Origin of the sequence: Pseudomonas japonica, from assembly GCF_900188455.1 — a bacterium.
Classification (GTDB): Bacteria; Pseudomonadota; Gammaproteobacteria; order Pseudomonadales; family Pseudomonadaceae; genus Aquipseudomonas; species Aquipseudomonas japonica.
Map to the genome: position 1 here is coordinate 228,545 of NZ_FZOL01000002.1, position 26,184 is coordinate 254,728.

22 protein-coding genes are annotated in these 26,184 nt (G+C 63.5%); 11 read left to right on the top strand and 11 right to left on the bottom strand.

Features of this window, described 5'->3' with window-relative positions:
• Window positions 1–13: 13 nt before the first annotated feature.
• The 4 genes from purN to CHB99_RS03325 are packed head-to-tail and all read right to left on the bottom strand — an operon-like array spanning window position 14 to window position 3,527.
• Window positions 14–700 (bottom strand): phosphoribosylglycinamide formyltransferase, encoded by a 687-nt coding sequence (gene purN / locus CHB99_RS03310; RefSeq protein WP_084702426.1) that lies wholly within the window; start codon window positions 698–700, stop codon window positions 14–16.
• Window positions 697–1,626, bottom strand: coding sequence for a glycosyltransferase family 2 protein (locus CHB99_RS03315; RefSeq protein ID WP_042120579.1), 930 nt, complete (start codon window positions 1,624–1,626; stop codon window positions 697–699). Before CHB99_RS03315 ends, purN begins: the two co-directional genes overlap by 4 nt.
• Window positions 1,623–2,318 carry a WbqC family protein gene (locus CHB99_RS03320; RefSeq protein ID WP_042120581.1) on the bottom strand — a complete coding sequence of 232 codons (696 nt, stop codon included), beginning with the start codon at window positions 2,316–2,318 and terminating at the stop codon, window positions 1,623–1,625. The genes CHB99_RS03315 and CHB99_RS03320 overlap by 4 nt, the downstream gene beginning before the upstream one ends.
• A gap of 3 nt (window positions 2,319–2,321) precedes the next feature.
• Window positions 2,322–3,527: a hypothetical protein gene (locus CHB99_RS03325; RefSeq protein ID WP_141137237.1), complete on the bottom strand. Its 1,206-nt coding sequence runs from the start codon at window positions 3,525–3,527 to the stop codon at window positions 2,322–2,324.
• A 313-nt stretch (window positions 3,528–3,840) separates the two neighbouring features.
• Between CHB99_RS03325 and CHB99_RS03330 the strand changes: the two genes are divergently transcribed.
• Complete coding sequence (locus tag CHB99_RS03330; RefSeq protein WP_089266413.1) at window positions 3,841–4,857, top strand: DNA topoisomerase IB; 1,017 nt, start codon at window positions 3,841–3,843, stop codon at window positions 4,855–4,857.
• Between the two features lie 43 nt (window positions 4,858–4,900).
• Here CHB99_RS03330 and CHB99_RS03335 read toward each other — a convergent pair whose 3' ends face one another.
• Entirely contained in the window at window positions 4,901–5,215 is a 315-nt protein-coding gene (locus tag CHB99_RS03335; RefSeq protein WP_042120586.1) for a DUF3077 domain-containing protein, read from the bottom strand.
• 353 nt (window positions 5,216–5,568) lie between these two features.
• Between CHB99_RS03335 and CHB99_RS03340 the strand changes: the two genes are divergently transcribed.
• Window positions 5,569–7,413, top strand: coding sequence for an RNA/DNA-binding domain-containing protein (locus tag CHB99_RS03340; protein WP_052419343.1), 1,845 nt, complete (start codon window positions 5,569–5,571; stop codon window positions 7,411–7,413).
• A gap of 112 nt (window positions 7,414–7,525) precedes the next feature.
• On the top strand, window positions 7,526–8,695 hold the full coding sequence (locus tag CHB99_RS03345; RefSeq protein WP_042120588.1) for a Fic family protein: 1,170 nt from the start codon (window positions 7,526–7,528) through the stop codon (window positions 8,693–8,695).
• Between the two features lie 142 nt (window positions 8,696–8,837).
• Here the strand turns inward: CHB99_RS03345 and CHB99_RS03350 are convergent, their stop codons facing one another.
• Window positions 8,838–10,118, bottom strand: coding sequence for an OprD family porin (locus CHB99_RS03350; RefSeq protein WP_042120589.1), 1,281 nt, complete (start codon window positions 10,116–10,118; stop codon window positions 8,838–8,840).
• A 492-nt stretch (window positions 10,119–10,610) separates the two neighbouring features.
• Between CHB99_RS03350 and CHB99_RS03355 the strand changes: the two genes are divergently transcribed.
• Window positions 10,611–12,701, top strand: a complete 2,091-nt coding sequence (locus CHB99_RS03355; RefSeq protein WP_042120590.1) for a TonB-dependent receptor — start codon at window positions 10,611–10,613, stop codon at window positions 12,699–12,701.
• A 210-nt stretch (window positions 12,702–12,911) separates the two neighbouring features.
• On the opposite strand, the gene CHB99_RS03360 is transcribed toward CHB99_RS03355, so the two are convergent.
• From CHB99_RS03360 to CHB99_RS03370, 3 genes are all read right to left on the bottom strand, one after another.
• Window positions 12,912–13,112: a hypothetical protein gene (locus CHB99_RS03360; protein WP_042120592.1), complete on the bottom strand. Its 201-nt coding sequence runs from the start codon at window positions 13,110–13,112 to the stop codon at window positions 12,912–12,914.
• A 192-nt stretch (window positions 13,113–13,304) separates the two neighbouring features.
• The gene (gene aguA, locus CHB99_RS03365) at window positions 13,305–14,414 is read right to left on the bottom strand and encodes an agmatine deiminase (protein ID WP_042120595.1); all 1,110 of its coding nucleotides are present in this window, start codon (window positions 14,412–14,414) and stop codon (window positions 13,305–13,307) included.
• Window positions 14,415–14,587: 173 nt separating this feature from the next.
• Window positions 14,588–17,488 (bottom strand): aminotransferase, encoded by a 2,901-nt coding sequence (locus CHB99_RS03370; RefSeq protein WP_042120596.1) that lies wholly within the window; start codon window positions 17,486–17,488, stop codon window positions 14,588–14,590.
• Window positions 17,489–17,701: 213 nt separating this feature from the next.
• On the opposite strand from CHB99_RS03370, the gene rfbB reads away from it, so the two are divergent.
• Genes rfbB through CHB99_RS03405 form a run of 7 tightly spaced genes read left to right on the top strand, consistent with a single transcriptional unit; the run spans window position 17,702 to window position 24,767 of the window.
• Window positions 17,702–18,784: a dTDP-glucose 4,6-dehydratase gene (gene rfbB, locus CHB99_RS03375; protein WP_042120598.1), complete on the top strand. Its 1,083-nt coding sequence runs from the start codon at window positions 17,702–17,704 to the stop codon at window positions 18,782–18,784.
• Window positions 18,781–19,650 carry a glucose-1-phosphate thymidylyltransferase RfbA gene (gene rfbA / locus CHB99_RS03380; RefSeq protein WP_042120600.1) on the top strand — a complete coding sequence of 290 codons (870 nt, stop codon included), beginning with the start codon at window positions 18,781–18,783 and terminating at the stop codon, window positions 19,648–19,650. Before rfbB ends, rfbA begins: the two co-directional genes overlap by 4 nt.
• Complete coding sequence (gene rfbC / locus CHB99_RS03385; RefSeq protein ID WP_042120602.1) at window positions 19,647–20,192, top strand: dTDP-4-dehydrorhamnose 3,5-epimerase; 546 nt, start codon at window positions 19,647–19,649, stop codon at window positions 20,190–20,192. The genes rfbA and rfbC overlap by 4 nt, the downstream gene beginning before the upstream one ends.
• The gene (gene rfbD, locus CHB99_RS03390) at window positions 20,189–21,049 is read left to right on the top strand and encodes a dTDP-4-dehydrorhamnose reductase (RefSeq protein ID WP_042120603.1); all 861 of its coding nucleotides are present in this window, start codon (window positions 20,189–20,191) and stop codon (window positions 21,047–21,049) included. The genes rfbC and rfbD overlap by 4 nt, the downstream gene beginning before the upstream one ends.
• A 39-nt stretch (window positions 21,050–21,088) precedes the next feature.
• Window positions 21,089–22,903 (top strand): sensor histidine kinase, encoded by a 1,815-nt coding sequence (locus CHB99_RS03395; RefSeq protein ID WP_042120673.1) that lies wholly within the window; start codon window positions 21,089–21,091, stop codon window positions 22,901–22,903.
• Window positions 22,900–24,312, top strand: coding sequence for a sigma-54-dependent transcriptional regulator (locus CHB99_RS03400; protein WP_042120604.1), 1,413 nt, complete (start codon window positions 22,900–22,902; stop codon window positions 24,310–24,312). The genes CHB99_RS03395 and CHB99_RS03400 overlap by 4 nt, the downstream gene beginning before the upstream one ends.
• The gene (locus tag CHB99_RS03405) at window positions 24,312–24,767 is read left to right on the top strand and encodes a YiiD C-terminal domain-containing protein (RefSeq protein ID WP_042120606.1); all 456 of its coding nucleotides are present in this window, start codon (window positions 24,312–24,314) and stop codon (window positions 24,765–24,767) included. Before CHB99_RS03400 ends, CHB99_RS03405 begins: the two co-directional genes overlap by 1 nt.
• Here CHB99_RS03405 and cysQ read toward each other — a convergent pair.
• Window positions 24,756–25,583, bottom strand: a complete 828-nt coding sequence (cysQ, locus tag CHB99_RS03410; RefSeq protein WP_042120608.1) for a 3'(2'),5'-bisphosphate nucleotidase CysQ — start codon at window positions 25,581–25,583, stop codon at window positions 24,756–24,758. The genes CHB99_RS03405 and cysQ overlap by 12 nt on opposite strands.
• On the bottom strand, window positions 25,580–26,146 hold the full coding sequence (gene nudE / locus CHB99_RS03415; protein WP_042120610.1) for an ADP compounds hydrolase NudE: 567 nt from the start codon (window positions 26,144–26,146) through the stop codon (window positions 25,580–25,582). Before nudE ends, cysQ begins: the two co-directional genes overlap by 4 nt.
• Between the last annotated feature and the right edge of the window lie 38 nt (window positions 26,147–26,184).

Below are 26,184 nucleotides of genomic sequence, written 5' to 3' on the forward strand. Positions count from 1 at the left end.
GCGTGTACGGTTTTCAATGCGCAGAACCGGGGTAATCGGCGATGCGTTGCCACATGGCTTGATCTAGAAGCCCGTGATCCAACGCGACGTCCGGATTGACGAAAACAGGGCGGCCACCCAGTTGGTGAGTACTGCACGGCAAGGCAGGAGAACCGCCATGCAGGAGAATCGCGTTGAGCAGACTCAGGCAGCCAGCGCGGAAAACGATATCCATCACCGAGGCAACAGCGTCGCCCGGTTGCAACGGAATAGCGCCCTGCACCAGGGGGCGACCGGTATCCACGCCGCTATCGACCAGATGGGCCGTCACCCCGGTAAATGGACTGCCCGCCTCGAGGGCTGCGGCGACCGGTGTGGTTCCGATCGTTGCGGCATAGGCCGGCAGCAGGGAATAGTGCAGATTCAGCAGGCGACCTGCGAAAGCCTCGACCACCTCCGGCACGATGATGCGATGCACATTGGTAATGACTACGTCAGGGCCTGCCGCATCCAGCATTCGCGCCAGACTCACCTGCCCGGGCTCGCTGAAATCGATGACCTCGCTGGGAATATGGTGTTCGAGTGCAAAGCGATTGGCCAGGCACTCCCGGTCGGTGATGACCGATACCAACTGTGCCGGTAGTACGCCAAGTCGGATGACCTCGGAGATGAAGCGCAGGTTGCCTCCGCCACCGGAGCAGAGAAAAGCAATCCGTATCATTTTTTATGCCCTTGATAAATCTGGCGAACGATGGAATACGGACGCTGCTTCACTTCGGAAAAGATCTTCGACAGATAGATACCGATGACCCCTACCGAAGATATCAACATCCCGCCGATCAGCCAGATGGACGCCATCAAGGATGTCCAGCCGCTGAGCGTACGGCTGAAGAAGAGCCAGTTCAGTACCAGATACACATTGGCCGCCAGCGCCAGCGCCGAAATGAATGCACCGATATAGAAGATCGCAGTCAATGGCTTGTTGGAAAATGAAGTGATGGAATTGACCAGCAGCGCGATCTTGTGTCGCAACGTATAGGTGGATGCTCCACGGCTGAGCTTATGGACCACGAAAGGTATCTGCTTGAAGCCAGTAATATGCCAGAGGCCGGCCATGAACACTTCGCGCTCCTCATGGCGCACCAGCGCGTCGACATAGCGGCGGGTCATCAGCCGTGCTGTAACGATGTTGGGCGTCAGGGACATATCGGTAAGCGCGTTGAACATGCTCCAGAACCAGCTCCCGCTCCAGCGCTCGAACAGACCGCCCTTGCGGGCCTCCTGGACGCCGTAGACCACATCGGCCTGCCCCTGTGCCAAGGCGTCAGCGAAGGGTGAAAGCCACTCGGGGTCTTCTTCCAGATCGCTGTCGATCAGGAAGACAAGGTCCGCAGTGCTGTGCGCCAGCCCGGTCATCATCGCCTTGTGATGTCCGAAGTTACGCGACAGGTCCACCACCACTACGCGGGGATCAGCGTCCGCCAGTGCCATCGCCAGCGCCAGCGAGTCATCGGGCGACCCATCGTTGACCAGAATGAGTTCATAGTCATCACCGGCATACGCAACCGCCGCCGCACTGGCACGACGGTGGAACTCGGCGAGAAAGGACGCGGACTTGTACAGGGTGGCTACGATGGAAAGTTTCATTTCTGCACGAACTTCATGTAGGTGGCAGCATTAGGGCCGCAGTTGAATAACAGATCGAGCACGCTGACCTCATGCACGAAGTCGCCCCACAACTGGGCGTAGTCGGGATAGCCAGAGTAATCGAAATAGGTCACCTTGATTCCTTCCCTGGCGAACAGCCCTTCTTCGAGGTAGGCGCGCGCCGCACCACCAGTGACATACTCCGTGGCCCCGGCTTGCTTGCACAGGTTGATCAGTCTTTCGGTCTTGTCCCCCTCGAGCACATAGTCGGTCGAACGGCTCAGTCGGGTAGAGATACCCAGATAATTGCAGATAGCCCCCAGAAGGGCTTGATTGATCTCGGACAGGTTGTCGAGACCAGAGGTATAGAGTGGGCGCAACCAGCCCGAGATCTCGTCGAAGAAGGGACTACGGCGATAGTTCGCTTCCAGAGTATTCCAGTGTCGTACTGCCCAGCGCGAATCGCTGACGGTCACATCGCAGATACGCCGATGGATAGCTCCACCCACGGGAACGCTCAACCATTGCAAACCCTGTGGCGTCTTGATCTTGTTGCGATTGCGCCAATCATTCTTGGTGTACTGCATCTCGTCGTAAAAGATGAACTCGTCCACGCACGCAATCATATCCACATAACCTTTCCAGGGAATGTAGTTCGATTGCAGAATCGCAATTGATTTCTCTCTGCCCATTTTTTATCCCGCCCGCGCGCCCAGCATGCCCCACGCAGGGAAATAACAATCCGTGCAATTCCCCGCCTGGGCAATTTTGGTCAGGTTGAACTGGATCAGAAACGCCAGGACAAACAGCCAAACCAGATAGTGACTGGAAAATGCTTCTCGAGTAGCGAAGTTGATCACTGCCCATGCCACCAAGGGCCCTACCAGCAGCGCGTCATATAGATACGGGTGAATCGAAACCGCCTGGGGCCAGAACAACAGCATCAGGAGGTAGACCGAGAACAGTTGCAATATGCCGTGCGTATCGCTCACCTGGTGCGATGCCAGAGCGCTCACAGCCGACTGCCAGCGGCAATAGGCGAACTGGACGCACAGCAGAAGTACAGGAATAGCGATCAGGTAAAAGGGACGATTGAATTGCGGTGCTACAACCGAATCGATGAAGTTCCCGTAGAAACGCATATCTCCATCAAGACCGGAACGGAACAGCCACGTGCTGTTTTCGCTGGAAAACCCCAGTGCTTTGGCCACCAGTACCGGTTGCAGATAAACCACGATTGAAACCGCCATCAGTATCAGGGAGGCCATTATCCTGCGCTTCTCGCCGCGATGAACCAGCAGCGCCATGCCCAGCATGAACACACTGAAGAGCGCCGAGGCCATCGGCATGACCAGGCACAGTGACAAGCTGCTGATCCAGAACGCTTTCCCTTTGGCACTGTCACGCTCCAGCAGAACGCTGGTCAGCATCAGCAAGGGAAAGACGAAGACGAAGCCATTATCGACATTGAATTTCCCCAGCGAAATCCAGAACCCCGGCAAAGTCAGGAAATACAGGAAGGCGGCCAGTACCAGCAGACCGCGACGCCAATCACTGATGGCCAAAAGCGGACGTCGCACCGAAAACCAGATAACGCCCAGCGAAGCCAGCATGGCCAGGGTGGCGCCGGTCATCCGCATGGTCAGCGCTGGCGCCCATTGCTGTAGCTGGAACAGGCCTCTCATGAACCATAGATAAACGGTCGAGTGGTTGGCGTAGGCCTCGTGCTTGGCATAGGCATCGGCGGTCAGGAAAGTCAGGAAACCGTGCTGGGCCAGCGACTCGCTGTGCCAAACAGGGAATGTGAAGTCCCGCAGCCTTTCAGGGGCTGCATCGGCACGCACTGCCATAGCGTGAAAGCCCAGGTGATAGACCAGCGAAAATCCGATAACTACGGTCAAGCAAAACGCAAACGTAAAGACTAGACGCTTCGACATTGGGAAGGGGCCGGCATGCTTCATGGAAAGATGAGGACTGGATTAATAAATTTTCACGATCATACACAGTTATTTCTGCATCGTTAAAGACAACGACTTTCACAGCGGCGAGGAGGCTACGCAGGGGATAGTTGTCGGCGTGCAGATGCGTCGCAAGGTGCCGTCGGTTGGAAATCACTGGAACTTAATGCATCTGACAACGGGCTAATCCATATGAATAGCGAAATCGCAAGACTGTGAGGTCGCCATCGTCTTCCAAACCCGAGCGAGCCCTTCCGTGAGCGACCCTCAAATCCTCCCCGCCGGCCTCCACTACGTCGACGACACCACCCGGGGCCTCTCCCGCCGCAAGCTCCGCGGCAAATTCGCCTACTTCAACACCCTGGGCCAACGCATCCGCGTCCCCGAAGAGATCCAGCGCATCAACGCCCTGGCCATTCCCCCCGCCTACACCGACGTGTGGATCTGCCCCGACCCCAACGGCCATCTCCAGGCCACCGGCCGCGATGCCCGGGGCCGCAAGCAGTACCGCTACCACCCACGCTGGCGCGAGATTCGCGACGAGGACAAGTACGCCAGCCTGCTGGCCTTCGGCAAGGCCCTGCCCAGCCTGCGCGAAACCCTGCAGCAACACCTGGCCCTGACCGAGCACAGTCGCGAAAAGGTTCTCGCCACGGTCATCCACCTGCTCGACGAAACCCTGATCCGCATCGGCAACACCCGCTACGCCGAGCAGAACCGCTCCTACGGCCTGACCACCCTGCGCAACCGTCATGTCGATGTCAGCGGCAGCACCATTCGCTTCCACTTCCGCGGCAAGAGCGGCATCGAGCATGAGGTCAGCGTCAACGACCGGCGACTGGCGCGCATCATCAAGCGCTGCCTGGAATTGCCCGGCCAACAGCTGTTCCAGTACCTGGACGAGAACGGCGAACGCCACAGCGTCACGTCCAGCGATATCAATCGCTATCTGCAGGAACTGACCGGCGCCGAATTCACCGCCAAGCACTACCGCACCTGGGCCGGCAGCGCGCTGGCCCTGACTCTGCTGCGTGAACTGGAATGGCAGCCGGAAACCACGGCGAAAAAACACGTGGTGGCAATCATCAAGGAAGTCGCCCGCGAGCTGCGCAATACGCCGGCCGTGTGCCGCAAGTGCTATATCCACCCGGCATTGATCGAGGCCTTCCACGCCGGAGAACTGGCCGGCCTGCGCATGGCCGCGGCGCGCAAGGGGCTGCGGGAAGAGGAGAGCCTGCTGATGCGCTTTCTCGAAAAACTGGCCCAGGCCTGACTCAAAAGGCCCACCTCGCGGTGAGCCTCCCCGCAACGAAGCGCTAGTTGCTCACACCCAGACGCCCCATCTCGATGCCGTCGAGCACCGCATCCACCAATCCCTTCGCCATTTCCGCCGAATACATCGACGAGAAGAGCATCCCGTTCCGGGGCACCTCTTCGGCGAATTCAGTGAGTTGCTGGAGGGTGTCGTGGATCCCTTTGATCAGCAGGGATGCCTGGACGAGCGCGTCTTCCGCCTCGATTCCCGCGCGGACGGTGAACATGGGATGGTGTCCGGCCTTGCAGTGGCCGAAGGCGACCATGGCCGTTTTGCCAAAGATGGCGGAGGGGGGATCTGGAACGATCTTGTTCATGGTGAATCTCCTTTTATGTCTTTAAGAAGAAGTCACCGCCTGCGACCAAACAGGTTGGTGACGACTGTGCGCAGGTTGGTCGACCGAGACAAAAAGGCAAAACCCGGCAGGCACGAATGCCTCCCACGCACAGCCGCCATAGCACGAACCTACAGACGTAGAACGCCCGTACACGTGGATGAACAGCGATAGCATTTTTGTCAGCCGGGCGACCAAACCCGATCGCCAAACCGCAGCGACCGCGAAAGCCTACCGTCCAACCCCGGATGAGGCAAGGAAACGCTGCCATCGGCATCGTTGAGGTATCGTTACCCATCAACCTGCGAAAAAAGCAGCCGCCCGAGGAGAACCTAATGCCGCAAGCCTCCATGACTCTGGATGCGCTGCTGAACCTGCTGCAGCTTGGCGAAGATCAGGAAGTCGAGTTCAAGTCCGCCAGCGGCGGCCTGCCCAAGTCGTTATGGGAAACGTTTTCGGCCATGGCCAATAGCGAAGGGGGTTGCATTGTCCTGGGCGTCGTAGAGCGCCGAGGCGCCTGCGTCCTGGAACCGCTGCGAGATACCAGTGCTTTGCGCAAGGCATTCTGGGACTTGCACAACAACCCGCAAAAGCTCAGCGCCCCATTGTGTCGAGACAGCGATCTGACCGTCCTGCCCAGCGGGGATGGTGAAGTGCTCATCATCCAGGTCCCCCGCGCAAAGCGGCAGCAACGTCCTGTGTACCTCAATGGCAATCCGCTGGTTGGCAGTTACAAGCGCAACCATGAAGGTGACTATCGGTGCTCTGAAGCCGAGGTCAAACAGATGTTGCGTGACGCCTCGGACGAAGCTCAGGACGCCAGGCTGCTGACTGGCTTCCAGCGCCAGGACCTGGACGATGCCACCTTGGCCGCGTTTCGCAATCGCTTTTCCGCTCGCGACCCAGACCATCCTTTCCTGGCTCAAGATGAAAAAACCTTTCTCGAAAGCCTGGGCGCCTGGCGCCGTGATCGGCAGAGCGGACAAGAGGGCGTGACACTTGCCGGGCTATTGATGTTCGGCAAGGAACGCAGCCTGCTGGATGCACTGCCGCATTATCAACTGGATTATCAGGAACAACTGACCAGCGACCCTGACGTACGCTGGACCTATCGACTGACACCTGACGGCAAATGGATACCTAATCTGTTCAACTTCTACTACGGCGTATTCCCGCGCCTCAGCAAAGAGTTGGACGTGCCCTTCAAGACTGATCGTCTCGGCACTCGTCAAGGCGAAACCCATGTTCATGAGGCATTGCGCGAAGCGCTGGTCAATAGCCTGGTCCACGCCGACCACCAATCCAGCCGCCCCATTACCGTCATTCGCCGATCAGACTCGTTCGTCTTCAGCAACCCCGGCTTGTTACGAGTTCCCCGTGATCAGCTCTACCAAGGAGGCGTGAGCGATCCACGCAACCCCGATCTGTTGAAAATGTTCCAGTTGCTGGGGCTTGGCGAACGTGCCGGATCAGGATTCCAACGCATCGTAAGGGCATGGCGCGAGCAGAACTGGTTGGTTCCACTGGTCTCCGAGCTGATTGGCCTGGAAATGACGGAAATCAATCTGCCGCTGGCAAGCATGATTCCAGAAGACGTCGAACGCGAATTACGGGCATTAGTCGGCGATGCGTATCCCGCGCTGGACGATTTGAGCCGAACCATCCTGATCATCGCGCACAGCTTCGGCGAAGTACGCAATCTCGACCTCCAGCCCCAACGCTCGGAACACCCTCGCGTCATCGGTGAGCATCTGAGCCAGTTGGCAAATGCGGGATGGCTGGTAAAGCAGGGCCATGGCAAAGGCACCCGCTATCGTTGGCCTGGCGAAACACCCGCAGATCTGCTGATGAATGCCGAGCGTTCAAGCCACTCTCCCCTTCCCACCGGGGAAGTCACTGGGGAAGTCACTGGGGAAGTCACCGGGGAAGTCACCGGGGAAGTCACCGGGGAAGTCGCGAGGCTCGTCCGGACTTTGCGCGGCGAGATGAAACGCTCGGATATGCAGGATGCCCTCGGTCTCAAACATGAGGACTACTTTCGGACTGCGTACTTGAAACCTGCTCTGACCAATGGCTTGATCGAAATGACAATACCCGACAGGCCCCGCAGTCGCCTGCAACGCTATCGCCTCACTGCCCAAGGCCGTTCGCTCCAGGAAGCACTCAGCCAGAATGGCTGATCGGAAGACGAATGGGCCGAGCATCCCTTGCCAACGCTCGTGAGCCGAATAAACTCCTTATTCGGCTCACGTAATGAGCCGAATAAGGAGTTTATTCGGCTCGGAGGTAGCGATGGTACCGTTCTGGATCTGGCAACAGCCGCACTGGCCAGCCTTTCACTGGCAGGTGGATCAACTTGCTGACCTTCTGCGTCAATGCATTCATCAACAAGGCCATCTGCTCGGCAAGATGGGCTCGGTCGGCGATGCACAATGCCGCCAGAGCATGCTCGATGCCCTGCTGCAGAACATCGTCACGTCCTCCGCCATCGAAGGCGAGACGCTCAATGCCAACTCGGTGCGCTCCTCTCTGGCCCGCCGGCTGGGTGTGGATGAACCCGACGTGAACCAGACCACCGCACGCAGCGAAGGCCTTGCCGAGCTGATGCTCAACGCCATCGCCCAACCCGACCAACCCCTGACGCTGGAACGTCTGCTGCACTGGCACGAGTTGCTGTTCCCGAATCAGGAGACGACCTTGGCGCACCGTCCCCTGCGTGTCGGCAGCCTGCGCGGCGACGAACCGATGCAGGTGGTTTCAGGCCGCCTGGACCGCCCGGTCGTGCATTTCGAGGCCCCGCCGCGCAAGGGCCTGGAGCAGCAGCTGAACACATTCATCCACTGGTTCAACGACGACTCACGAACGCTTGAGCCGCTGTTGCGCGCCGGCCTCGTCCACCTCTGGTTCGTCACCCTGCACCCCTTCGACGACGGCAACGGCCGCCTGACCCGCGCCCTCACCGATCTGGCTCTGGCCCAGGGCGAGCGCCAGGCGATTCGTTTCTATGCCATGTCGGCGAGCATTCTCGACAACCGCCAGGGCTACTACCGAATCCTCGAACAGGCCCAGAAAGGCACGCTGGATGTGACGCAGTGGCTGGTGTGGTTCCTGCAGACCCTGCTGGCGGCGATGGAACAGTCGCTGGCCACCATCGACCGAGTGCTGGACAAGGCGCGTTTCTGGCAGACGCATCGGCAGACGCCGTTGTCGGCAGAACAGTTGAAGGTGGTGAACCGCTTGCTCGATGGCGGCGCCAAAGGCTTCGAAGACGGGATCAGCGCCGCGCAGTACCAGGTCGTTGCCAAGGTGAGCAAGGCGACGGCAACACGGCATCTGGCGGATATGCTGGCGAAAGGTGTGCTGGAAAAGTTGCCGGGTGGGGGGCGTAGTACACGCTATCGGATCGTGAGCAGCAGTGCAGGTGCGGAGGGTGCCGCCCGAAGTAACGGATTGCCGTCATAAGAAGATCGGGTGCAGGTCGCGGCTGCGGTATTCGTCAGCCCGCACGGGCATCAGAGCGCTGTAACCGGCGATGACTCCAACCTCACCAAAGACCGGAAAAAAAGGGGCCGCATAAGCGGCCCCTCTTTGTACGACATCAGAATCAGAAGATGCTGATCGGGTACTCGACGAAGATACGGACTTCGTTGCCGTCGTCGTTGTAGCCGTTGACGCGGACGTTTTCCGAAGTACGCAGCCAGGAGCCACGCAGTTTCAGGCTCAGGTCCTTGGCAGGGCCTTCCTGAACGACGTATTTGACCTGGTTGAAGATTTCGCGCTCGGTGCCTTCACCCAGACCGTGGGTGTTGATGTTGTCACCACGCACGTAGGCGATGTTGTAGGTCAGGCCCGGTACGCCGAAGGCGCCGAAGTCCAGACCGTAGGCGATCTGCCAGGAACGCTCGTCTTCAGCGTTGAAGTCGGACCAGTAGGAGTTGGCCAGGTAGATGGTCGAACCACCGTCACCCACGCCGCCCTGGTTCTGGTACCAGCCGTACTGGTAGCCGGTGCTGCCGGTGCTGCGCTGGTGCGCCAGGGTCACCGAGTGAGGACCGAAGGCGTAGGTCGCCGCCAGGCTCCAGATGGTGTTGTCGTCGCCGGTCAGGCCTGCCTTCTGTACGTACTTCTTGTCGATGTCCGACTTGTAGCCGTTGAAGTCCAGGGTCAGGGACTGGTCCTTGGCGATGGCGTGGACGTAGTTCAGGCCCAGGTAGTGCTTCTTCAGCACGTCTTCGACATCGGAGGTGTACAGCGAGGCGGTCAGGTTCGGCATGAACTTGTAGCTACCGCCGAAGACGTTGATCGACTTCAGGCCGCTGTCACGCTGCTCGGTGGACTTGCGCGCTTCGCGGGTGTAACGACCGGCGTTCAGCTCCAGGCCTTCGATTTCCTTGGAGTTGATCGAAGTACCGGTGTAGCTCTCTGGCAGCAGACGGGCGTCGTCGTATTGCAGTACTGGCAGCGCAGGCATCTGGTCGCCGTACTTCAGTACGGTGTTGGAGACGCGGAACTTGACCGCTGCGCCACCACGGGAGATGTCGTGCTGGGCATTGCCGCTGTCGCCACGCTTGAAGAAGTCGATGCCGCCACCGGTGTTGTGACCGCTGCCGCCATCCAGACGCACGCCGTACAGGCCGAAAGCGTCAACGCCGACACCGACGGTGCCTTGGGTGAAGCCGGAGCTGAACTTGCCGATGAAGCCTTGGCCCCATTGCATCTGGTCAGGGTTGCCGTGCTTCTTGTCACGGTTCATGTAGGCATTGCGCAGCAGCAGAGTGGCGCTGCTGTCTTCGACGAAGCCCTTGGAGGCGGCCTGGTCGTTGGCCATTGCTTGAGTAGCGGCCATGAGCCCCAGTGCGAGCAGACTGATCCGGGTTTTCAACATCTTGTTTTCCTTATTACGTGATTTGATACGCGCTGTGGCCAAACGCCAGACCACGCCCCCTGCGTGGGTTGACGCTCACGGACTGCAAATGAAAAGCCCGCGTGCGAGCGATCGCAGCGGGCCTTTTATTTTTCGAGTCACGGCCGATGGGCCTACAGGCGTTGGACCGAATCCTAGCCGCGGGTGGAACGGCATGTCAAAAAATCGTGAACATATGGTGGCAAGTTTCATGTTTTTCGTGATTTACCTCATGAATTCCTACGAATACGACCGATTCGGCTGAGTGCGCCAAAAGCCAAAACCCACCCATACAGCGCAAATGCCTGCGATTTGTTCGGGTTTTCCCCGCAAGAATTCAAGAATCATTCTCGACACACTTAGAAACAAATATCCAAAGAGAGTACGACTAAAAGGTTAACGTTTGTAAATGCCAAGCATTATCATTCGCGCGCCTTGCATAACACTCAACACCATCTTCGGATATTCATTCAAATGCCTTCCCCCTGCCGCCTTTTCCCGTTGTCCCTGGGCCTTTCCCTGTTGTTCGGTTCCAGCCTGGCGATGGCCGCCAGCACCACCCTGCCGGAGCTGTCGGTCACCGCCGAAAGCGACAGCGAGCGCGATGATCCGCGGGTCAAGGAGGTCACCACCGCTACCCGTACCTCGACCCCGGTACGCTACGTGCCGCAGGCCGTCGACTCGATCAAGACCGAAAACGTGCTGGACTACGGCACCAACGAGCTGGGCAAGGCCCTGAGCGGCCTGCCCAACGTCAGCAGTGGTGCCGACACCCGTTTCGACAGCGTGCGCATTCGCGGCTTCGACGCCAGCAACGACTTCTATCTGGACGGCATCCGCGATGACAGCCAGTACGTGCGCGACCTGCACAACATCGAGCGGGTCGAGGTCCTCAAGGGCCCGGCGGCGGTGCTCTATGGCCGTGGCAGCCAGGGCGGGATCATCAACCGGGTGAGCAAGGCCCCGGAGGCCGGCCGCCGCTCCAGCATCGAAGCCCAGGGTGGCAGCGAAGACCTGCGCAGCCTGTACGCCGACCTCAGCACCGACCCCAGCGACACCATCAGCCTGCGCCTGAACATGGGCAATCGGGACAACAACAGCTTCCGCGACGGCATCGATGGCAGCCGCCAGCTGTTCGCCCCGTCGATGAGCTGGCAACTGACGCCGGACCTGAACTGGCTGGTGCAGTACGAGTACAGCCGCTTCAACCGCACCCCCGACCGCGGCATTCCCGGCAACCCGCTGACCGGCCGCCCGGTGGACGTCAGCCGCAGCACCACTTACGGCGACACCCACCGCGACTACATCGACGACAAGACCGAGTCGCTGCGCTCGCGCCTGAACTACCAGTTGAACGAGAACTGGCAACTGCGCCACACCCTCGGCCTGATCACCCTGGACAGCACCTTCGACAACACCTACCTGACCGGCTACGTCCCGGCCACCGGCCTGGTGACTCGGCAGCGCTGGCAGCAGGACCTGGAAACCCGCAACCTGTTCAACAACCTCGAAGCCGAAGGCCGCCTCGACACCTACGGTCTGGAACACACCCTGCTGGTCGGCCTGGAACTGGGCGAACAACGGCGCAACTCGCTGTTGCACAGCGGTGGCACCAGCGTGCCGTCGGTGAACGTCTACAACCCCAATCATCGTCTGCAGCACACCGGCCGCATGACCGTGTCCAGCAACAACCACACCGACGTCAGCAGCAGCGGCCTGTACCTGCAGGACCAGATTCGCCTGAACGATCAGTGGCAGCTCCTCGCCGGCGTGCGCTTCGACCGTTTCGAGGTGGAAACCAGCAGCCGCGTCAGCGGCAAGACCGAGAAGCAGGACAGCACCGGCACCAGCCCGCGCCTCGGCGTGGTCTATTCGCCGTGGAAGGAGCACTCCTTCTATGCCTCGTGGAGCAAGACCTTCTCGCCGCCAGGCGGTGGCCTGATCGGCATCACCCCGGGCGCGACCGGCAACACCAACGAGACCGATCCGGAAACCACCCGGCAGAAGGAAATCGGGGTCAAGAGCGACTGGCTGGATGAGCGCCTGAGCACCACCCTGGCGATCTACGAGCTGGAACTGTACAACCGCCGCAACCTCGATCCGCTGGACCGTACCCGGGTGATCCTCACCGGCCTGCAACGCTCGCGCGGCGTCGAGCTGACCGCGACCGGCAAACTGGGTGGCAACTGGTATGTCCGCGGTGGCATCGGCCTGCAGGACGCGACCATCGTCGACGATACCGAAGGCAATGCCGGCAACCGCGTGGCCGACGTGGCCAAGCGCAACGGCAGCGTGTTCCTGACCTGGAAACCGGAGATGGGCTGGTACGCCGAGACCGGCCTGACCTTCGTCGGCCAGCGCTACGCCGACACGAAGAACAGCATCGTCCTGCCGGGCTACGGCACCTGGGATGCCCTGGCCGGCTATCGGACCAAGGACTGGGACCTGCGCGCGGCGCTGAGCAACATCACCGACAAGACCTACTACGCCTCGGGCACCAGTGCCGCGCAGATCCAGTTCGGCGATCCACGCAGCCTGGTGGTGACGGGCACCTACAGCTTCTGACGGCATACCCGCCTGCGCTGTACCTGTAGGAGCGCGGCTTGCCCGCGAAAGGACCGCGCCAGCGGTCCCATTTTCCTATCCCCTGGGTGGGACCGCTACGCGGTCCTTTCGCGGGCAAGCCGCGCTCTTACGCAGGTCATGCACAAACCCAACGAAAAAGGGCGCCACCGTACTCGGTGGCGCCCTTCTTTCATTTCAACCGCTGTCCTTTCAGCCCTGCCAGATCCCCGCCAGAGCATCGAGCTCCGCCTCGGTGATCAGCCCTGCCGGATAACGCTCCGCCAGCAGACGCCGTGGATCGGTCTTCCTGACCCGGATTGGTCCATTGTGTTTCAACCATTGCGCCAACACTCGCAGCGCTTCATGGCTCATGACTGTCGGGTGCGAAGCCAACTCACGTGCAGCATTCATTTCACACGTACTCCCCCAGAAGCGTGAGCTGACAAAATTACTCAGGATTTGTGACAGAACCGTGGGCCACACGGTCTACCCATCCTTTCGCTAACCAACGAGTTAATACAAAAGATGTGCCACGCGGGGGAGCCGGCTGTCGTCCGGGCAAAAAAAGCCCGTCGCGAGACGGGCTGTTTTTTCACTGGCTGATCAACGTTTTACCGCTGCCGGCTGTTGCTGGGTCAGGCAGTGGATGTTGCCGCCACCGAGCAGCAGCTCGCGACCGGGCACCATGACGACCTGATGATTCGGGAACAGGCGCGCGAGGATCGCTCTGGCCTCGGCATCGGCGGGGTCGTCGAAGCTCGGCGCGATGATGCCGCCGTTGACGATCAGGAAGTTCACATAGGAGCCGGCCAGGCGCACCGACGGGTTGCGCTCCTGGCTGCCGGCGACCAGATCGACGCCGTCGCACTCGTCCTGGGTGGCGTACAACGGACCCGGAATCGGCATCTTGTGCACCACGAACGAACGTCCCTTGGCGTCACGCTGGCTTTCCAGCACCGCCAGGGCCGCGCGGCAACGGCTGTAGTTGGGGTCCTTGGAATCATCGGTCCAGGCCAGTAACACTTCGCCCGGGCTGACGTAACAGCAGAAGTTGTCGACGTGGCCATCGGTCTCGTCGTTGTACAGGCCGTCCGGCAGCCAGACGATGGTGTCGACGGCCAGGTTCTCGCGCAGGATCGCTTCGATCTGCTCGCGGTTCAGGTGCGGGTTGCGGTTGGCGTTGAGCAGGCATTCCTCGGTGGTGATCAGGGTGCCTTCGCCATCGACGTGGATCGAGCCGCCTTCGAGGACGAAATCCTCGGTGACGTAGCGTGCGCAGCGCTCCAGGCCGAGGATCTTGCCGGCGACCTGCTCGTCACGGTTCCACGGTGCGTACAGGCCGCCGTTGAAGCCGCCCCAGGCGTTGAAGCCCCAATTGACGCCGCGTACTTCGCCACTGTCATTGATGACGAAGGTCGGACCGGTGTCACGCACCCAGGCATCGTCGTTGCTCAGCTCGACCACGCGGATGTTCGGCTCGTCGGCCAGGCGCGATACGGCGTTCTCGTACTGGGCGGCGGACACCCCGACGGTCACCGGCTGGAAACGGGCGATGGCCCGGGCCACGGCGGTGTGCGCAGCCTGCGCCGGCTTGCCGCCCAGGCGCCAGTTGTCCGGACGCTCTGGCCAGATCATCCAGACCTGGGTCTGTGGCGCCCATTCGGCGGGCATGTGGAAACCATCGGCACGGGGAGTGGTGGTCAGAGTCTTCATGGTCGAACCTTGGTTGTGCCCGGCACAGGGCGGTGGTTGTACAGAATGTGATCGCTATGGCGAACTTTATAGCCGATAAATATCTGCATTAAAAGCGAAGCATCAATTTTTCAGGCAATAAAAAAGCCGGTTAAACCGATAAGAATCGATTTAACCGGCTACAACTCCCGGCGTTACAGGTCTTCCGACAACACTTGGGCGATGCTGTCGACGAAGAAATCGACGCTGGCCCGGGTGGTGCACATCGGCGGCTTGATCTTGAGGATGTTCAGGTAGTCGCCGGTGGGCTGCATGAAGATGCCCAGGTCACGCAGGCGGTTGCACAGGATCATGGTTTCCGCGGTGGCCGGCTCCAGGCTCCGCGAGTCGCGGACCAGCTCCAGGCCAAGGTAGAAGCCCGAGCCATGCACCGCCCCCGCCAGCGGATATTCATCGACCAATTGCTGCAGACGCGCCTTGAAGTAGCCGCCCACCTCGCGGGCGTTCTCCCACAGGCCCTCCTCGGCCATCACATCGAGCACCGCCATGCCGATCCGGCAACTCACCGGACTGCCGCCGGCGGAGGAGAAGAAATAGCCCTCGGCTTCCAGCGCCTCGGCAATCTCGCGACGGGTGATCACCGCGCCCAGGGGATGGCCGTTACCCATGCCCTTGGCCATGGTGATGATGTCCGGCACCACGCCCTGCTCCTCGAAGCCCCAGAAGTGCTCGCCCATGCGCCCGTAGCCGACCTGCACCTCGTCGGCGATGCACACGCCGCCGCGCTCGCGCACACGGCTGTAGACCTGCTCCAGATAGCCGGGTGGCAAGGGGATGCCCCCGGCATTGCCGTACACCGGCTCGCAGATGAAGCCGGCCAGCTGGCGACCGCTGGCGTCCACCTCGGCCAGGGTAGCGTCGACATCACGCACATAGTCGGCGGTGCTGGCGCTGCCGCGGTACTTGCCGCGGTAGGTGTTCGGCGCGGTCACCGGATGCACCCATTGCGGGCGGGTGGTCAGGGCCTGCGGGTTGTCGGCGATGGAGGTGGAAATCGCATCGGTGGCCACCGACCAGCCGTGGTACGCCTCCAGCACGCTGAGCATCTCGCGGCCGCCACTGGCGGCCCAGGCCAGGCGAATCGCCAGGTCGTTGGCCTCGGTGCCGCTGTTGACCAGGAACACCCGGTCCATGCCCTTGGGCGCCAGGGCCAGCAGGCGCTCGGAGAATTCGGCGATGGCCGCGTAGTGGAAACGCGAGTTGGTGTTGAGCAGCGACCACTGCCTGGCCGCCTCGCTGACCATGCGCGGATGACCGTGACCAAGCACCGCGACGTTGTTGAGCATGTCCAGATAGGAACGGCCCTGCAGGTCGATCAGGTAGTTGCGCCAGCCGCGCTCGATCTGCGGTGGCTGCTGGTAATAGTGCTTCTGCGAGCGGGCGAAACTGGCGTCGCGGCGCTCCAGCAGGGCCTGGGCATCGCCAAGCGGCTCGGCGTCGCAGTCGAAGCCGAGCAGCGCCGCCGGCGACGGCGACACCACCTGCCAGGCCGCGGCGCGGGAGGGCACGACAAAGGCGGGCGGGCGCAGGCCCGGCACCCGACACAACTGCACGGTGGCATTGCTGCCGCCATGCCCCAGCACCTGCCCCGCCTCGATCGCCTGGCCGTCGGCCAGGTCGCCGCCATGGCCCCAGAGCCACAGGCCGATCTGCTCGCCCTGCAGGCAGCCACTGTTGGGCCCGTCCACCTGCCAGACCCCGGCGAACGGCGCGCGCAGTTCGCTGCCCGGCACCAGGTGCAGTTCGACCTGCAAGGCGAAGGTTTCCGGCTCCCGCGGGTTATCGATATGGGTGCGCGACAGACGGTACTGGCCGTACAGCGACGACGCCGGCGCGGCATGCTGCAGCAGCAGTTGCTGGTCGATGCCGGGCGCCTCCCAGTTGCCGGCGCTGAAATGCTCGCTGAGCACGCCGAGGTCGACCCGGGTCACAGCCTGGCCGCTCAGGCCCGGCAGCAGCGGGCCGCAACCGGTCAGATCCAGAGGGGCCGGGGTCAGGCCCGCGGCCTGGAGGATCGCCGCTTCCATCAGGGCGAACGGCACGCTGTCGGCAACCTCGAAGATTTCCCACTCATGGGCCAGGTTGTCACGGCTGTACTGATTGTCCGGGTCGATGCTCAGTTGCTGCTCGCTGCTCAGCACCAGCACCGCGGCCCGGGCCACGATCAGCGGCCACAGGGCCTTGAGTTCGGCCTCGCCCAGCGGGTTGATGGCGTGGTAGGCGGACACCGCCGGGAGGATGCGCAGCGGATCGCCTTCGGCATGGTGCAGCAGCGCGGCGCAGGTCACCGACAGGTCGGCGATGCGCCAGGTGTGCAGCAGGTCGCCGAAGTCGATCACGCCCTGCAACTGCCACTGACGCTCGGCGTCACGCTGCCAGACCGCGTTGTCATCGGTGATATCGAGGTGCACCGCCTGCATCGGCAGGTGCTCCCGGAGTGCCGCCAGGGCCTGTTGCGCCTGGGTCGCGGCGGCCTCCACGCGCACCTTGCGCGGGCCGTCGGCGAGCACCGGCAACAGGTGGGCGATCAGCGCCTGGGCATGCCGCGGATCCCACTGCAGGGTGCGGGTCAGCCCCGGATGCGCGAAGTCGGCCAGGGCCTGGTCGACTCGGGCGCACAGCGCGCCCAGTTCGGCGATCAGGCGCGCGTCCATATGCTTGAGGCGGGTCAGGGTCTGGCCGTCGATGTAGTCCAGCACCCGCGCGCGCACCGCCTGGCCGTCGATATCCAGGGACAGCAGTTGCTCGCCGCCGAGGGCCGCGCGCACCGCCGGCACCGCCACCCCGCGTTCGCGCAGATAACCGAGGGCCGCGTGCTGGGCCTCCAGCTCCACGGCCGAATAGGCCCCATGACAGACCTTCAGCACATAGCGGCCCTGTTCGCTGTCGACGCGGAAATTCAGGTCCTGCTGGCTGCCCAGCGCCTGCAAGCCCCCGTCCAGGCCGTAATGCTGGTTGAGCAGGGCGCGCGCCTGCCGTTCGCTGAGGGTCGGACACGGTTGGCTGGCGCGGTGGATCAGGGTGCTGAGGGGCATGGTCGAGGCCTCGGTTTTTTTGCAGTTATATCGCCATCTGCTCTGCCATTACGCAAGGGCAGTGGTTAAAATTCCGCACAATTTTTCCAGGTTTCGTTGAGTAAAACAGGACAAGCCGGGCTATCCAGCGCAATCTGCTTGCACCACTGCGCGCCTGCACACAAGCTATGGTCCTTTTGCTCAATGTCAGTTATGCGAGATAGGCAACCCGACATGCGAATCCTCATCACAGGCGGAGCCGGCTTCATCGGCTCCGCGCTGGTGCGCCACCTGATCGACAACACCGACCACGACGTCCTCAACCTCGACAAGTTGACCTATGCGGGCAACCTGGAGTCGTTGCACCGCATCGCGACCAACACCCGCTACGAATTCGTCCAGGCCGACATCGTCGACCAGGCCACGGTCAGCGCGGTACTCGAGCGCTTCCAGCCCCAGGCGATCATGCACCTCGCGGCGGAGTCCCATGTCGACCGCTCCATCGATGGTCCGTCGGACTTCATCCAGACCAACATCGTCGGGACCTACAGCCTGCTGGAGGCCGCCCGCGGCTACTGGTCGAAACTGCCGGCCGGGGAGCGCGAAGCCTTCCGTTTCCACCACATCTCCACCGATGAGGTGTATGGCGACCTGCACGGCGTCGACGACCTGTTCACCGAGACCACCCCCTACGCGCCGAGTTCGCCGTATTCGGCGAGCAAGGCCGCGTCCGACCACCTGGTCCGTGCCTGGCACCGCACCTACGGCCTGCCGGTGCTGCTGACCAACTGCTCGAACAACTACGGTCCGTTCCACTTCCCGGAAAAACTCATTCCGCTGGTGATCCTCAACGCCCTGGCGGGCAAGCCGCTGCCGGTCTACGGCAACGGCCTGCAGGTGCGCGACTGGCTGTTCGTCGAGGACCACGCCCGCGCCCTGCTCAAGGTGGTGAGCGAGGGTGTGGTCGGCGAGACCTACAACATCGGCGGCCACAACGAGCAGAAGAACATCGACGTGGTGCGCGGCATCTGCGCCCTGCTCGAAGAGCTGGCACCGGGCAAACCGCAAGGCGTGGCCAGCTACGCCGAGCTGATCACCTACGTCCAGGACCGTCCCGGCCACGACCTGCGCTACGCCATCGACGCCAGCAAGATCGAACGCGAACTGGGCTGGGTTCCCGAGGAAACCTTCGAGAGCGGCCTGCGCAAGACGGTCCAGTGGTACCTGGACAACCTGGAGTGGTGCCGCCACGTACAGGACGGCAGCTATCAGGGACAGCGCCTGGGCAACTCCGATTTCAAGGACCTCATTGCATGACCAAAGGTATCGTCCTGGCGGGCGGCTCCGGCACCCGCCTGCACCCCATCACCCTCGGCGTCTCCAAGCAGCTGCTGCCGATCTACGACAAGCCGATGATCTACTACCCGATCTCGGTGCTGATGCTTGCCGGGATCCGCGAGATCCTGCTGATCTCCACCCCCCAGGACCTGCCGCAGTATCGTCAGTTGCTCGGTGACGGCAGCCAGTTCGGCATCGCCATCAGCTACGCCGAACAGCCGAGCCCCGATGGCCTGGCCCAGGCCTTCCTGATCGGCGAGGAGTTCATCGGCGACGACCCGGTATGCCTGGTCCTGGGCGACAACATCTTCCACGGCCAGGGCTTCACCGCGCAGTTGCTGCGGGCCGCCTCGCACAGCCACGGCGCCACGGTGTTCGGCTACTGGGTCAAGGGCCCCGAGCGCTTCGGCGTGGTCGAGTACGACAGTGACGGCCGCGTGCTGTCGATCGAGGAAAAGCCGGCGGTACCGAAATCCAACTACGCGGTCACCGGGCTGTATTTCTACGACAACGATGTGATCGAAATCGCCAGGTCGGTCAAACCGTCGGCCCGTGGCGAGCTGGAAATCACCGACGTCAACAATGCCTACCTCAAGCGTGGCGATCTGCGGGTCGAACGCTTCGGCCGCGGCTTCGCCTGGCTCGACACCGGCACCCACGACAGCCTGCTGGAAGCGTCGCAGTACGTGCAGACCATCGAGCATCGCCAGGGCCTGAAGGTCGCCTGCCTGGAAGAGATCGCCTTCCAGCAGGGCTGGATCGACGAAGCGCAACTCACCGCCCGGGCCGAGGCCCTGAGCAAAACCGGCTACGGTCAGTACCTGCTTGGATTGATGAGCAAATGAAGGTGATTGCCAGCACACTGCCCGAGGTCCTGATTGTCGAGCCACGGGTGTTCGGGGATGCCCGCGGCTTTTTCTACGAAAGCTTCAACGCCCGCGCCTTCGCCGAGCAGACCGGGGTGAACGCACAGTTCGTCCAGGACAACCACTCGCGCTCGCAGAAGGGCGTGCTGCGCGGTCTGCACTACCAGATCGAAAATGCCCAGGGCAAGCTGGTCCGGGTCGTGGCCGGCGAAGTCCTGGATGTCGCCGTCGACCTGCGCCGGAGTTCGCCGAACTTCGGACGCTGGACCAGCGTGCGCCTATCCGCCGAGAACAACCGCCAGCTGTGGATTCCGCCAGGCTTCGCTCACGGCTTCGTGGTCCTCAGCGACTACGCGGAATTCCTCTACAAGACCACCGACTACTACAACCCGGCCGCCGAGCGCTGCGTGCGCTGGGACGACCCGGACCTGGCCATCGACTGGCAGCTCGACGGCCAGCCGCTGCTCTCGGCCAAGGACCAGAACGGCAAACGGCTGAGCGAGGCGGACCTGTTCCCATGAAGATCCTCGTGAGCGGCCGCAACGGCCAGGTCGCCCAGGCCCTGCAAACGGCCCTGGGCGACCTCGGCGAACTGCACCTGCTGGGCCGCGACCAGCTCGACCTGGCCCATCCCGAACGCATCGCCGATCAGGTCCGCGCCCTCGCCCCCGACCTGATCATCAACGCCGCCGCGCACACCGCGGTGGACCAGGCCGAAAGCGAGCCGGAGCTGGCCTTCGCCATCAATGCCCGGGCGCCCGGAGTCTTCGCCGAAGAAGCCGCGCGCCTGGGCGTTCCGCTGATCCATTACTCCACCGACTATGTCTTCGACGGTGAAAAGGCCACGCCCTACCGCGAAGACGATGCGACCAACCCGCTGGGCGTCTATGGCCAGAGCAAGCTGGCCGGCGAACAGGCGATCGCCGCGGTAGGCGGCCAGCACCTGATCCTGCGCACCAGCTGGGTCTACTCGCAGCACGGCCGCAACTTCCTCCTGACCATGCAGCGCCTGCTGCAGGAAAAACCGGAACTGCGCGTGGTCGCCGACCAGATCGGCGCGCCGACCTGGGCCGGCACCATCGCCGCCAGCACCCGCCGCCTGATCGAGCGCTGGCAATCCGGCCAGGCCGGCGCCTGGGGCACCTACCACCTGACCGCGCAGGGCGAAACCTCCTGGTTCGGCTTCGCCCAGGCCATCGGCGAACAGCTCAAGGCGCGCGGCAAGCCCTGCGCCCACCTGCTGCCGATCCCGTCCAGCGAATACCCGACCCCGGCGCGCCGGCCGTTGAACTCGCGCCTCGACTGCAGCCGTCTGCAACGCGAGTGGCAGGTCAGCCAGCCGGACTGGCATCAGGCACTGATCGACTGCCTGAAGTAGCGCATAATGCGCCAGATCCTTCTGGCGCATTTTTCCGCGATGACCATGACCCCCAGCCTTCCCCGCCGCCCCCGCTGGCGCAGTCTCGCCCTGTTGGCCCTGTGCCTGGCGCCACTGCTGTGGCCGCTCAAGCACCTCGCCGAACACTACTACCAGGAAGAACTGGCCAACCAGAACCGCCAGACCCTCGACCTCTACGTCGCCAACCTGCTCGGCACCCTGCACCGCTACGAAGCCCTGCCGCAGATCCTCGGCGACCTGCCGACACTGCGCGCCGTGCTGGCCGACCCGCTGCGCCTGGAACACCAGACCAACGCCAACCGACGCCTCAAGGACATCAGCGCGCAGACCGGCGCCGAAGTCATCTACCTGATGGACGCCAAGGGCAACACCCTGGCCGCTTCCAACTGGGACAAGAAAGACAGCTTCATCGGGCGCAACTTCTCCTTCCGCCCGTATTTCAGCGACGCCATCGCCGGGCGCCTGGGCCGCTTCTTCGGCCAGGGCACCACCTCGGCCAAGCGCGGCTACTTCTTCGGCGCGCCGGTGTGGGACAACGGCACGGTGATCGGCGTGCTGGTGGTCAAGGTCGATCTCGACCATACCGAGACGCTCTGGGGCAAGAGCCCGGAACAACTGCTGCTGACCGACAGCAACGGCGTGGTGGTGCTGACCTCGCGCCAGGACTGGCGTTTCCGCGCCACCCGTCCGCTGAGCGCGGAAGAACGCCAGGCGATCACCGCGATCCAGCCCTACCCGACCCAGGAACCCCGGCCGCTCAACCTCAACCGCCAGGCCTGGCTGGTGCAGACCCGCTCGATCCCGGAGACCGGCTGGGAAGTGAATATCCTCGCCCCGCGGGTGCTGGTGGATCGCTCGGTCAGCACGGTCATGGCGGTGGGCGGCGCCACCCTGCTGGTGGTGATGCTGCTGGTCGGCCTGGTGATGCAGCGGCGTCGCCACTACATGGACCGTATCGACTTCGAAGCCCGCGCCCGTCACGACTCGGAAAAACGCGTGGCCGAGCGCACCGCCGACCTCGAAGGCCTCAACAGCCGCCTGAAAACCGAGGTGCTGGAACGCGAACAGGCCCAGCAGGAAGCCGCCCGCGCCCAGGACGAACTGGTCCAGGCCGGCAAGCTGTCGGTACTCGGCACCATGTCGGCGAGCATCAGCCACGAACTCAACCAGCCCCTGGCGGCGATCCGCAGCTACGCGGAAAACGCCGAGGTGCTGCTCGATCACCAGCGCATCGACGATGTCCGCGGCAACCTCAAGCTGATCAACGAGCTGACCGGGCGCATGGCCTCGATCATCGCCCACCTGCGCGCCTTCGCCCGCCGCGACCGCCACGCCCCGGAGAGCGTGGCCCTGCAGCCGGCACTGGATGACGCCCTGGCGCTGCTGGCCAAGCGACGCCGGGCGATGGCCGTGGAGCTGGTGCGCGACCTGCCGGAGGCCACGCTGTGGGTCCAGGCCGGGGAAACCCGTCTGCGCCAGGTGCTCGGCAACCTGCTGGCCAACGCCCTCGACGCCCTGACCGAAAAGGCCAACCCGCGCAAACTGTGGATAAGTGCCGAGCGCCGCGAGGATTGCGTCTACCTGACGATCCGCGACAACGGCCCCGGCTTCACCAGCCAGGCCCTGGCCCGCGCCCGCGAACCCTTCTTCACCACCAAGACCCGCACCCAGGGCCTTGGCCTGGGCCTGGCGATCTGTGACACGCTGATGCGCGCCCTGGGCGGCGAGCTGCTGCTGGCCAACCACCCGGAAGGCGGCGCACTGCTGACCCTGCAACTGCGCGTGGCCAAGCCCGGCGCCAATCTTCAGACTTCGGAGGACCTCTCGGCATGAGTGCAGAGCCCCTGATCGACAGCCGCACCCAGGTGATCCTGGTCGACGACGACCCGCACCTGCGCCAGGCCCTGAGCCAGACCCTCGACCTCGCCGGCTTGCGCGTGCTGCCGCTGAGCGACGCCCAGGGCCTGGCCCAGCGCATCGAGGCCGACTGGCCCGGGGTGGTGGTCAGCGATATCCGCATGCCCGGCATCGACGGCCTGCAACTGCTGGAACAACTGCACGGCCAGGACCCGGACCTGCCGGTGCTGCTGATCACCGGCCACGGCGACGTGCCGCTGGCGGTGCAGGCGATGCGCGCCGGGGCCTATGACTTCCTGGAAAAACCCTTCGCCAGCGATGCCCTGCTCGACAGCGTGCGCCGCGCCCTGGCCCTGCGCCGCCTGGTGCTGGACAACCGCAGCCTGCGCCTGGCGCTGAGCGATCGCCAGGAACTGAGCGGGCGCCTGGTCGGCCAATCGCCGGCGATCCTGCGTCTGCGCGAACAGATCGGCGCCCTCGCCGCGACCCGCGCCGACGTGCTGATCCTCGGCGAGACCGGTGCCGGCAAGGAAGTCGTGGCGCGTGCCCTGCACGACCTGTCGGGACGCCGCGACGGCCCGTTCGTGGCGATCAACGCCGGCGCCCTGGCCGAGTCGGTGGTGGAAAGCGAGCTGTTCGGTCACGAGCCCGGCGCCTTCACCGGTGCGCAGAAGCGCCGCATCGGCAAGTTCGAATTCGCCAACGGCGGCACGCTGTTCCTCGACGAGATCGAGAGCATGAGCCTGGACGTCCAGGTCAAGCTGCTGCGCATGCTCCAGGAGCGGGTGCTGGAGCGTCTGGGCGGCAACCAGCAGATTCCCCTGGATATCCGTGTGATCGCCGCGACCAAGGAAGACCTGCGCCAGGCCGCCGACCAGGGCCGCTTCCGCGCCGACCTGTATTACCGCCTGAATGTCGCGCCGCTGCGCATTCCACCGCTGCGCGAACGGGGCGACGACATTCTCGTGTTGTTCCAGCACTTCGCCGATGCCGCCAGCGAGCGCCACGGCCTGCCCGCGCACGCCTTGCAGCCGGCGCATCGCGCCATGCTGCTGCGCCACGCCTGGCCGGGCAACGTGCGCGAACTGCAGAACGCCGCGGAACGCTTCGCCCTCGGCCTGGAACTGGCCCTGGACGGCCAGGCGGACAGCCCCAGCGCGGCGCAGGAACTGCCGCCGGCCCACGGCAACCTCAGCGAGCAGGTCGAACACTTCGAGCGCTCGCTGATCGCGGCCGAACTGGCCCGCCCGCACGGCTCCATGCGCAGCCTCGCCGAAGCCCTCGGCATCCCGCGCAAGACCCTGCACGACAAGCTGCGCAAGCACGGCCTGAGCTTCGCCGACAGCAATGCCAGCGCCACCGATGACCTGGAGGAAAGCCGTTGATGAGCAGCGCCAGCCACTACCTGGAAAGCGTTCTGCATCGGGACATCCCGCTGACGCACGAGATGGGCCTGCAGGTGCTCGACTGGCAGGCGCAATGCCTGCGCCTGCGCCTGCCGCTGGAACCCAACGTCAACCACAAGAGCACCATGTTCGGCGGCAGCCTGTACTGCGGCGCGGTCCTGGTTGGCTGGGGCTGGCTGCACCTGCGCCTGCGCGAGGCCGGCATCGACGACGGGCACATCGTCATCCAGGAAGGCGCGATCAGTTATCCACTGCCGGTCACCGGCGCGGCCATCGCGGTGTGCGAGGCGCCGGAGGACAAGGTCTGGAAGCGTTTCGTCAGCACCTACCAGCGCTATGGCCGCGCACGCCTGAGCCTGCATACGCGGATCTTCAACGAAGACGCCGAGGCGCCCGCCGTCGAGTTCGACGGGCAGTACGTCCTACATCGCTGAGGCGAGGGCCAGCAGCTTGCCGCGCCACGGTGCGGCGGCAGGCAGGCCGAGGAAGAACGGATTGAGCAGGGACTCACGCGGCGGATAGACGAACACCTCGCCATCCAGCCCGAGGACTTCGCCGCCCGCCCCTTCCAGCACGCCCTGGGCCGCCGCGGTATCCCACTGCGAGGTCGGCGCCAGGCGCGGATAGCAATCGGCGGCGCCCTCGGCGAGCAGGCAGAACTTCAGCGAACTGCCGATATTGGCCAGTTCCAGTTCACCCAGCGCCTCCCCGAGACCGGCCAGCAGGCGCTCCTGCTGCGGGCTGGAATGACGGCGACTGGCGACCACGGTGAACGACTCATCCGCCGGTGGCGCCAGGCGCACGCGGATCGGCTCGACGCCGCCGTCGGCTTCGGCACGCCAGGCCCCGATATCCTGCCCACCGTAGTAGCAGCGACCGTTGACCGGCATCGCCACCACGCCGAAGACCACCCGGCCCTGCTCGATCAGGGCAATGTTCACGGTGAACTCGTCGGTACCGGCGATGAACTCCTTGGTCCCGTCCAGCGGGTCCACCAGCCACCAGCGCTGCCAGGCCTGGCGCTGTTCCAGGGGGATATCGCAGTCTTCCTCGGACAGCACCGGAATCTCCGGCGCCAGGGCCTTCAGGCCGTCGGCGATGACCCGGTGCGCGGCGAGGTCGGCGGCGGTGACCGGCGAGGCGTCGGCCTTGGCCACCACCTCCACGTCGGCGCGCCAGAACGGCAGGATCGCCGCGCCGGCGCGACGGGCCAGCGCCACCACGTGAGGCATCAGGTCGACGTCGTTCATACCGTGAACACTCCACGCTGGGTCAGCAGGTCGCGCACCAGGTACAGCGCCGCCAGCGCCCGCCCTTCGGAGAACTGCGGGTGCTGGGCCAGGGCCGACAGCTCGCGCAGGCTGACGCGGTCGACGCGCATCGGTTCCGGCTCGTCGCCCGGCAGGTGTTCTTCATACAGGTCGGTGGCCAGCACCACCTGGATCTTCTGGCTCATGTAGCCAGGCGACAGCGACAGCTCGGTGATGTGCTCCAGCTGGTTGGCGCCGAAGCCGGCCTCTTCCTTCAACTCGCGGTTGGCCGCCGCCAGCACGTCCTCGCCCGGTTCGATCAGGCCCTTGGGCAGGGACAGCTCGTATTCGTCGGTACCGCCGCAGTATTCCTCGACCAGCACGGCATGCTCGCTGTCGAGCATCGCCACGATCATCACCGCCCCGTAGCCGTTGCCGCGCCCGACCAGGCGTTCGTAGGTGCGCTCGGTGCCGTTGGAAAAGCGCAACTGCACGGCTTCGACACGGAACAGGCGGCTGCTGGCGACGATTTCGCTGGAGAGGACGGTGGGTTTCTGGCGCATGAGGGGGCGGCTCCTTGGCGGTAACGGGGTACTATACC

Coding starts and splice junctions, on each gene's coding strand:
- purN (WP_084702426.1), bottom strand. CDS start 700: ATGATACGGATTGCTTTTCTCTGCTCCGGTGGCGGAGGCAACCTGCGC.
- CHB99_RS03315 (WP_042120579.1), bottom strand. CDS start 1,626: ATGAAACTTTCCATCGTAGCCACCCTGTACAAGTCCGCGTCCTTTCTC.
- CHB99_RS03320 (WP_042120581.1), bottom strand. CDS start 2,318: ATGGGCAGAGAGAAATCAATTGCGATTCTGCAATCGAACTACATTCCC.
- CHB99_RS03335 (WP_042120586.1), bottom strand. CDS start 5,215: ATGAACAAGATCGTTCCAGATCCCCCCTCCGCCATCTTTGGCAAAACG.
- CHB99_RS03340 (WP_052419343.1), top strand. CDS start 5,569: ATGCCGCAAGCCTCCATGACTCTGGATGCGCTGCTGAACCTGCTGCAG.
- CHB99_RS03345 (WP_042120588.1), top strand. CDS start 7,526: ATGGTACCGTTCTGGATCTGGCAACAGCCGCACTGGCCAGCCTTTCAC.
- CHB99_RS03350 (WP_042120589.1), bottom strand. CDS start 10,118: ATGTTGAAAACCCGGATCAGTCTGCTCGCACTGGGGCTCATGGCCGCT.
- CHB99_RS03355 (WP_042120590.1), top strand. CDS start 10,611: ATGCCTTCCCCCTGCCGCCTTTTCCCGTTGTCCCTGGGCCTTTCCCTG.
- CHB99_RS03360 (WP_042120592.1), bottom strand. CDS start 13,112: ATGAATGCTGCACGTGAGTTGGCTTCGCACCCGACAGTCATGAGCCAT.
- aguA (WP_042120595.1), bottom strand. CDS start 14,414: ATGAAGACTCTGACCACCACTCCCCGTGCCGATGGTTTCCACATGCCC.
- CHB99_RS03370 (WP_042120596.1), bottom strand. CDS start 17,488: ATGCCCCTCAGCACCCTGATCCACCGCGCCAGCCAACCGTGTCCGACC.
- rfbB (WP_042120598.1), top strand. CDS start 17,702: ATGCGAATCCTCATCACAGGCGGAGCCGGCTTCATCGGCTCCGCGCTG.
- rfbA (WP_042120600.1), top strand. CDS start 18,781: ATGACCAAAGGTATCGTCCTGGCGGGCGGCTCCGGCACCCGCCTGCAC.
- rfbC (WP_042120602.1), top strand. CDS start 19,647: ATGAAGGTGATTGCCAGCACACTGCCCGAGGTCCTGATTGTCGAGCCA.
- rfbD (WP_042120603.1), top strand. CDS start 20,189: ATGAAGATCCTCGTGAGCGGCCGCAACGGCCAGGTCGCCCAGGCCCTG.
- CHB99_RS03395 (WP_042120673.1), top strand. CDS start 21,089: ATGACCATGACCCCCAGCCTTCCCCGCCGCCCCCGCTGGCGCAGTCTC.
- CHB99_RS03400 (WP_042120604.1), top strand. CDS start 22,900: ATGAGTGCAGAGCCCCTGATCGACAGCCGCACCCAGGTGATCCTGGTC.
- CHB99_RS03405 (WP_042120606.1), top strand. CDS start 24,312: ATGAGCAGCGCCAGCCACTACCTGGAAAGCGTTCTGCATCGGGACATC.
- cysQ (WP_042120608.1), bottom strand. CDS start 25,583: ATGAACGACGTCGACCTGATGCCTCACGTGGTGGCGCTGGCCCGTCGC.
- nudE (WP_042120610.1), bottom strand. CDS start 26,146: ATGCGCCAGAAACCCACCGTCCTCTCCAGCGAAATCGTCGCCAGCAGC.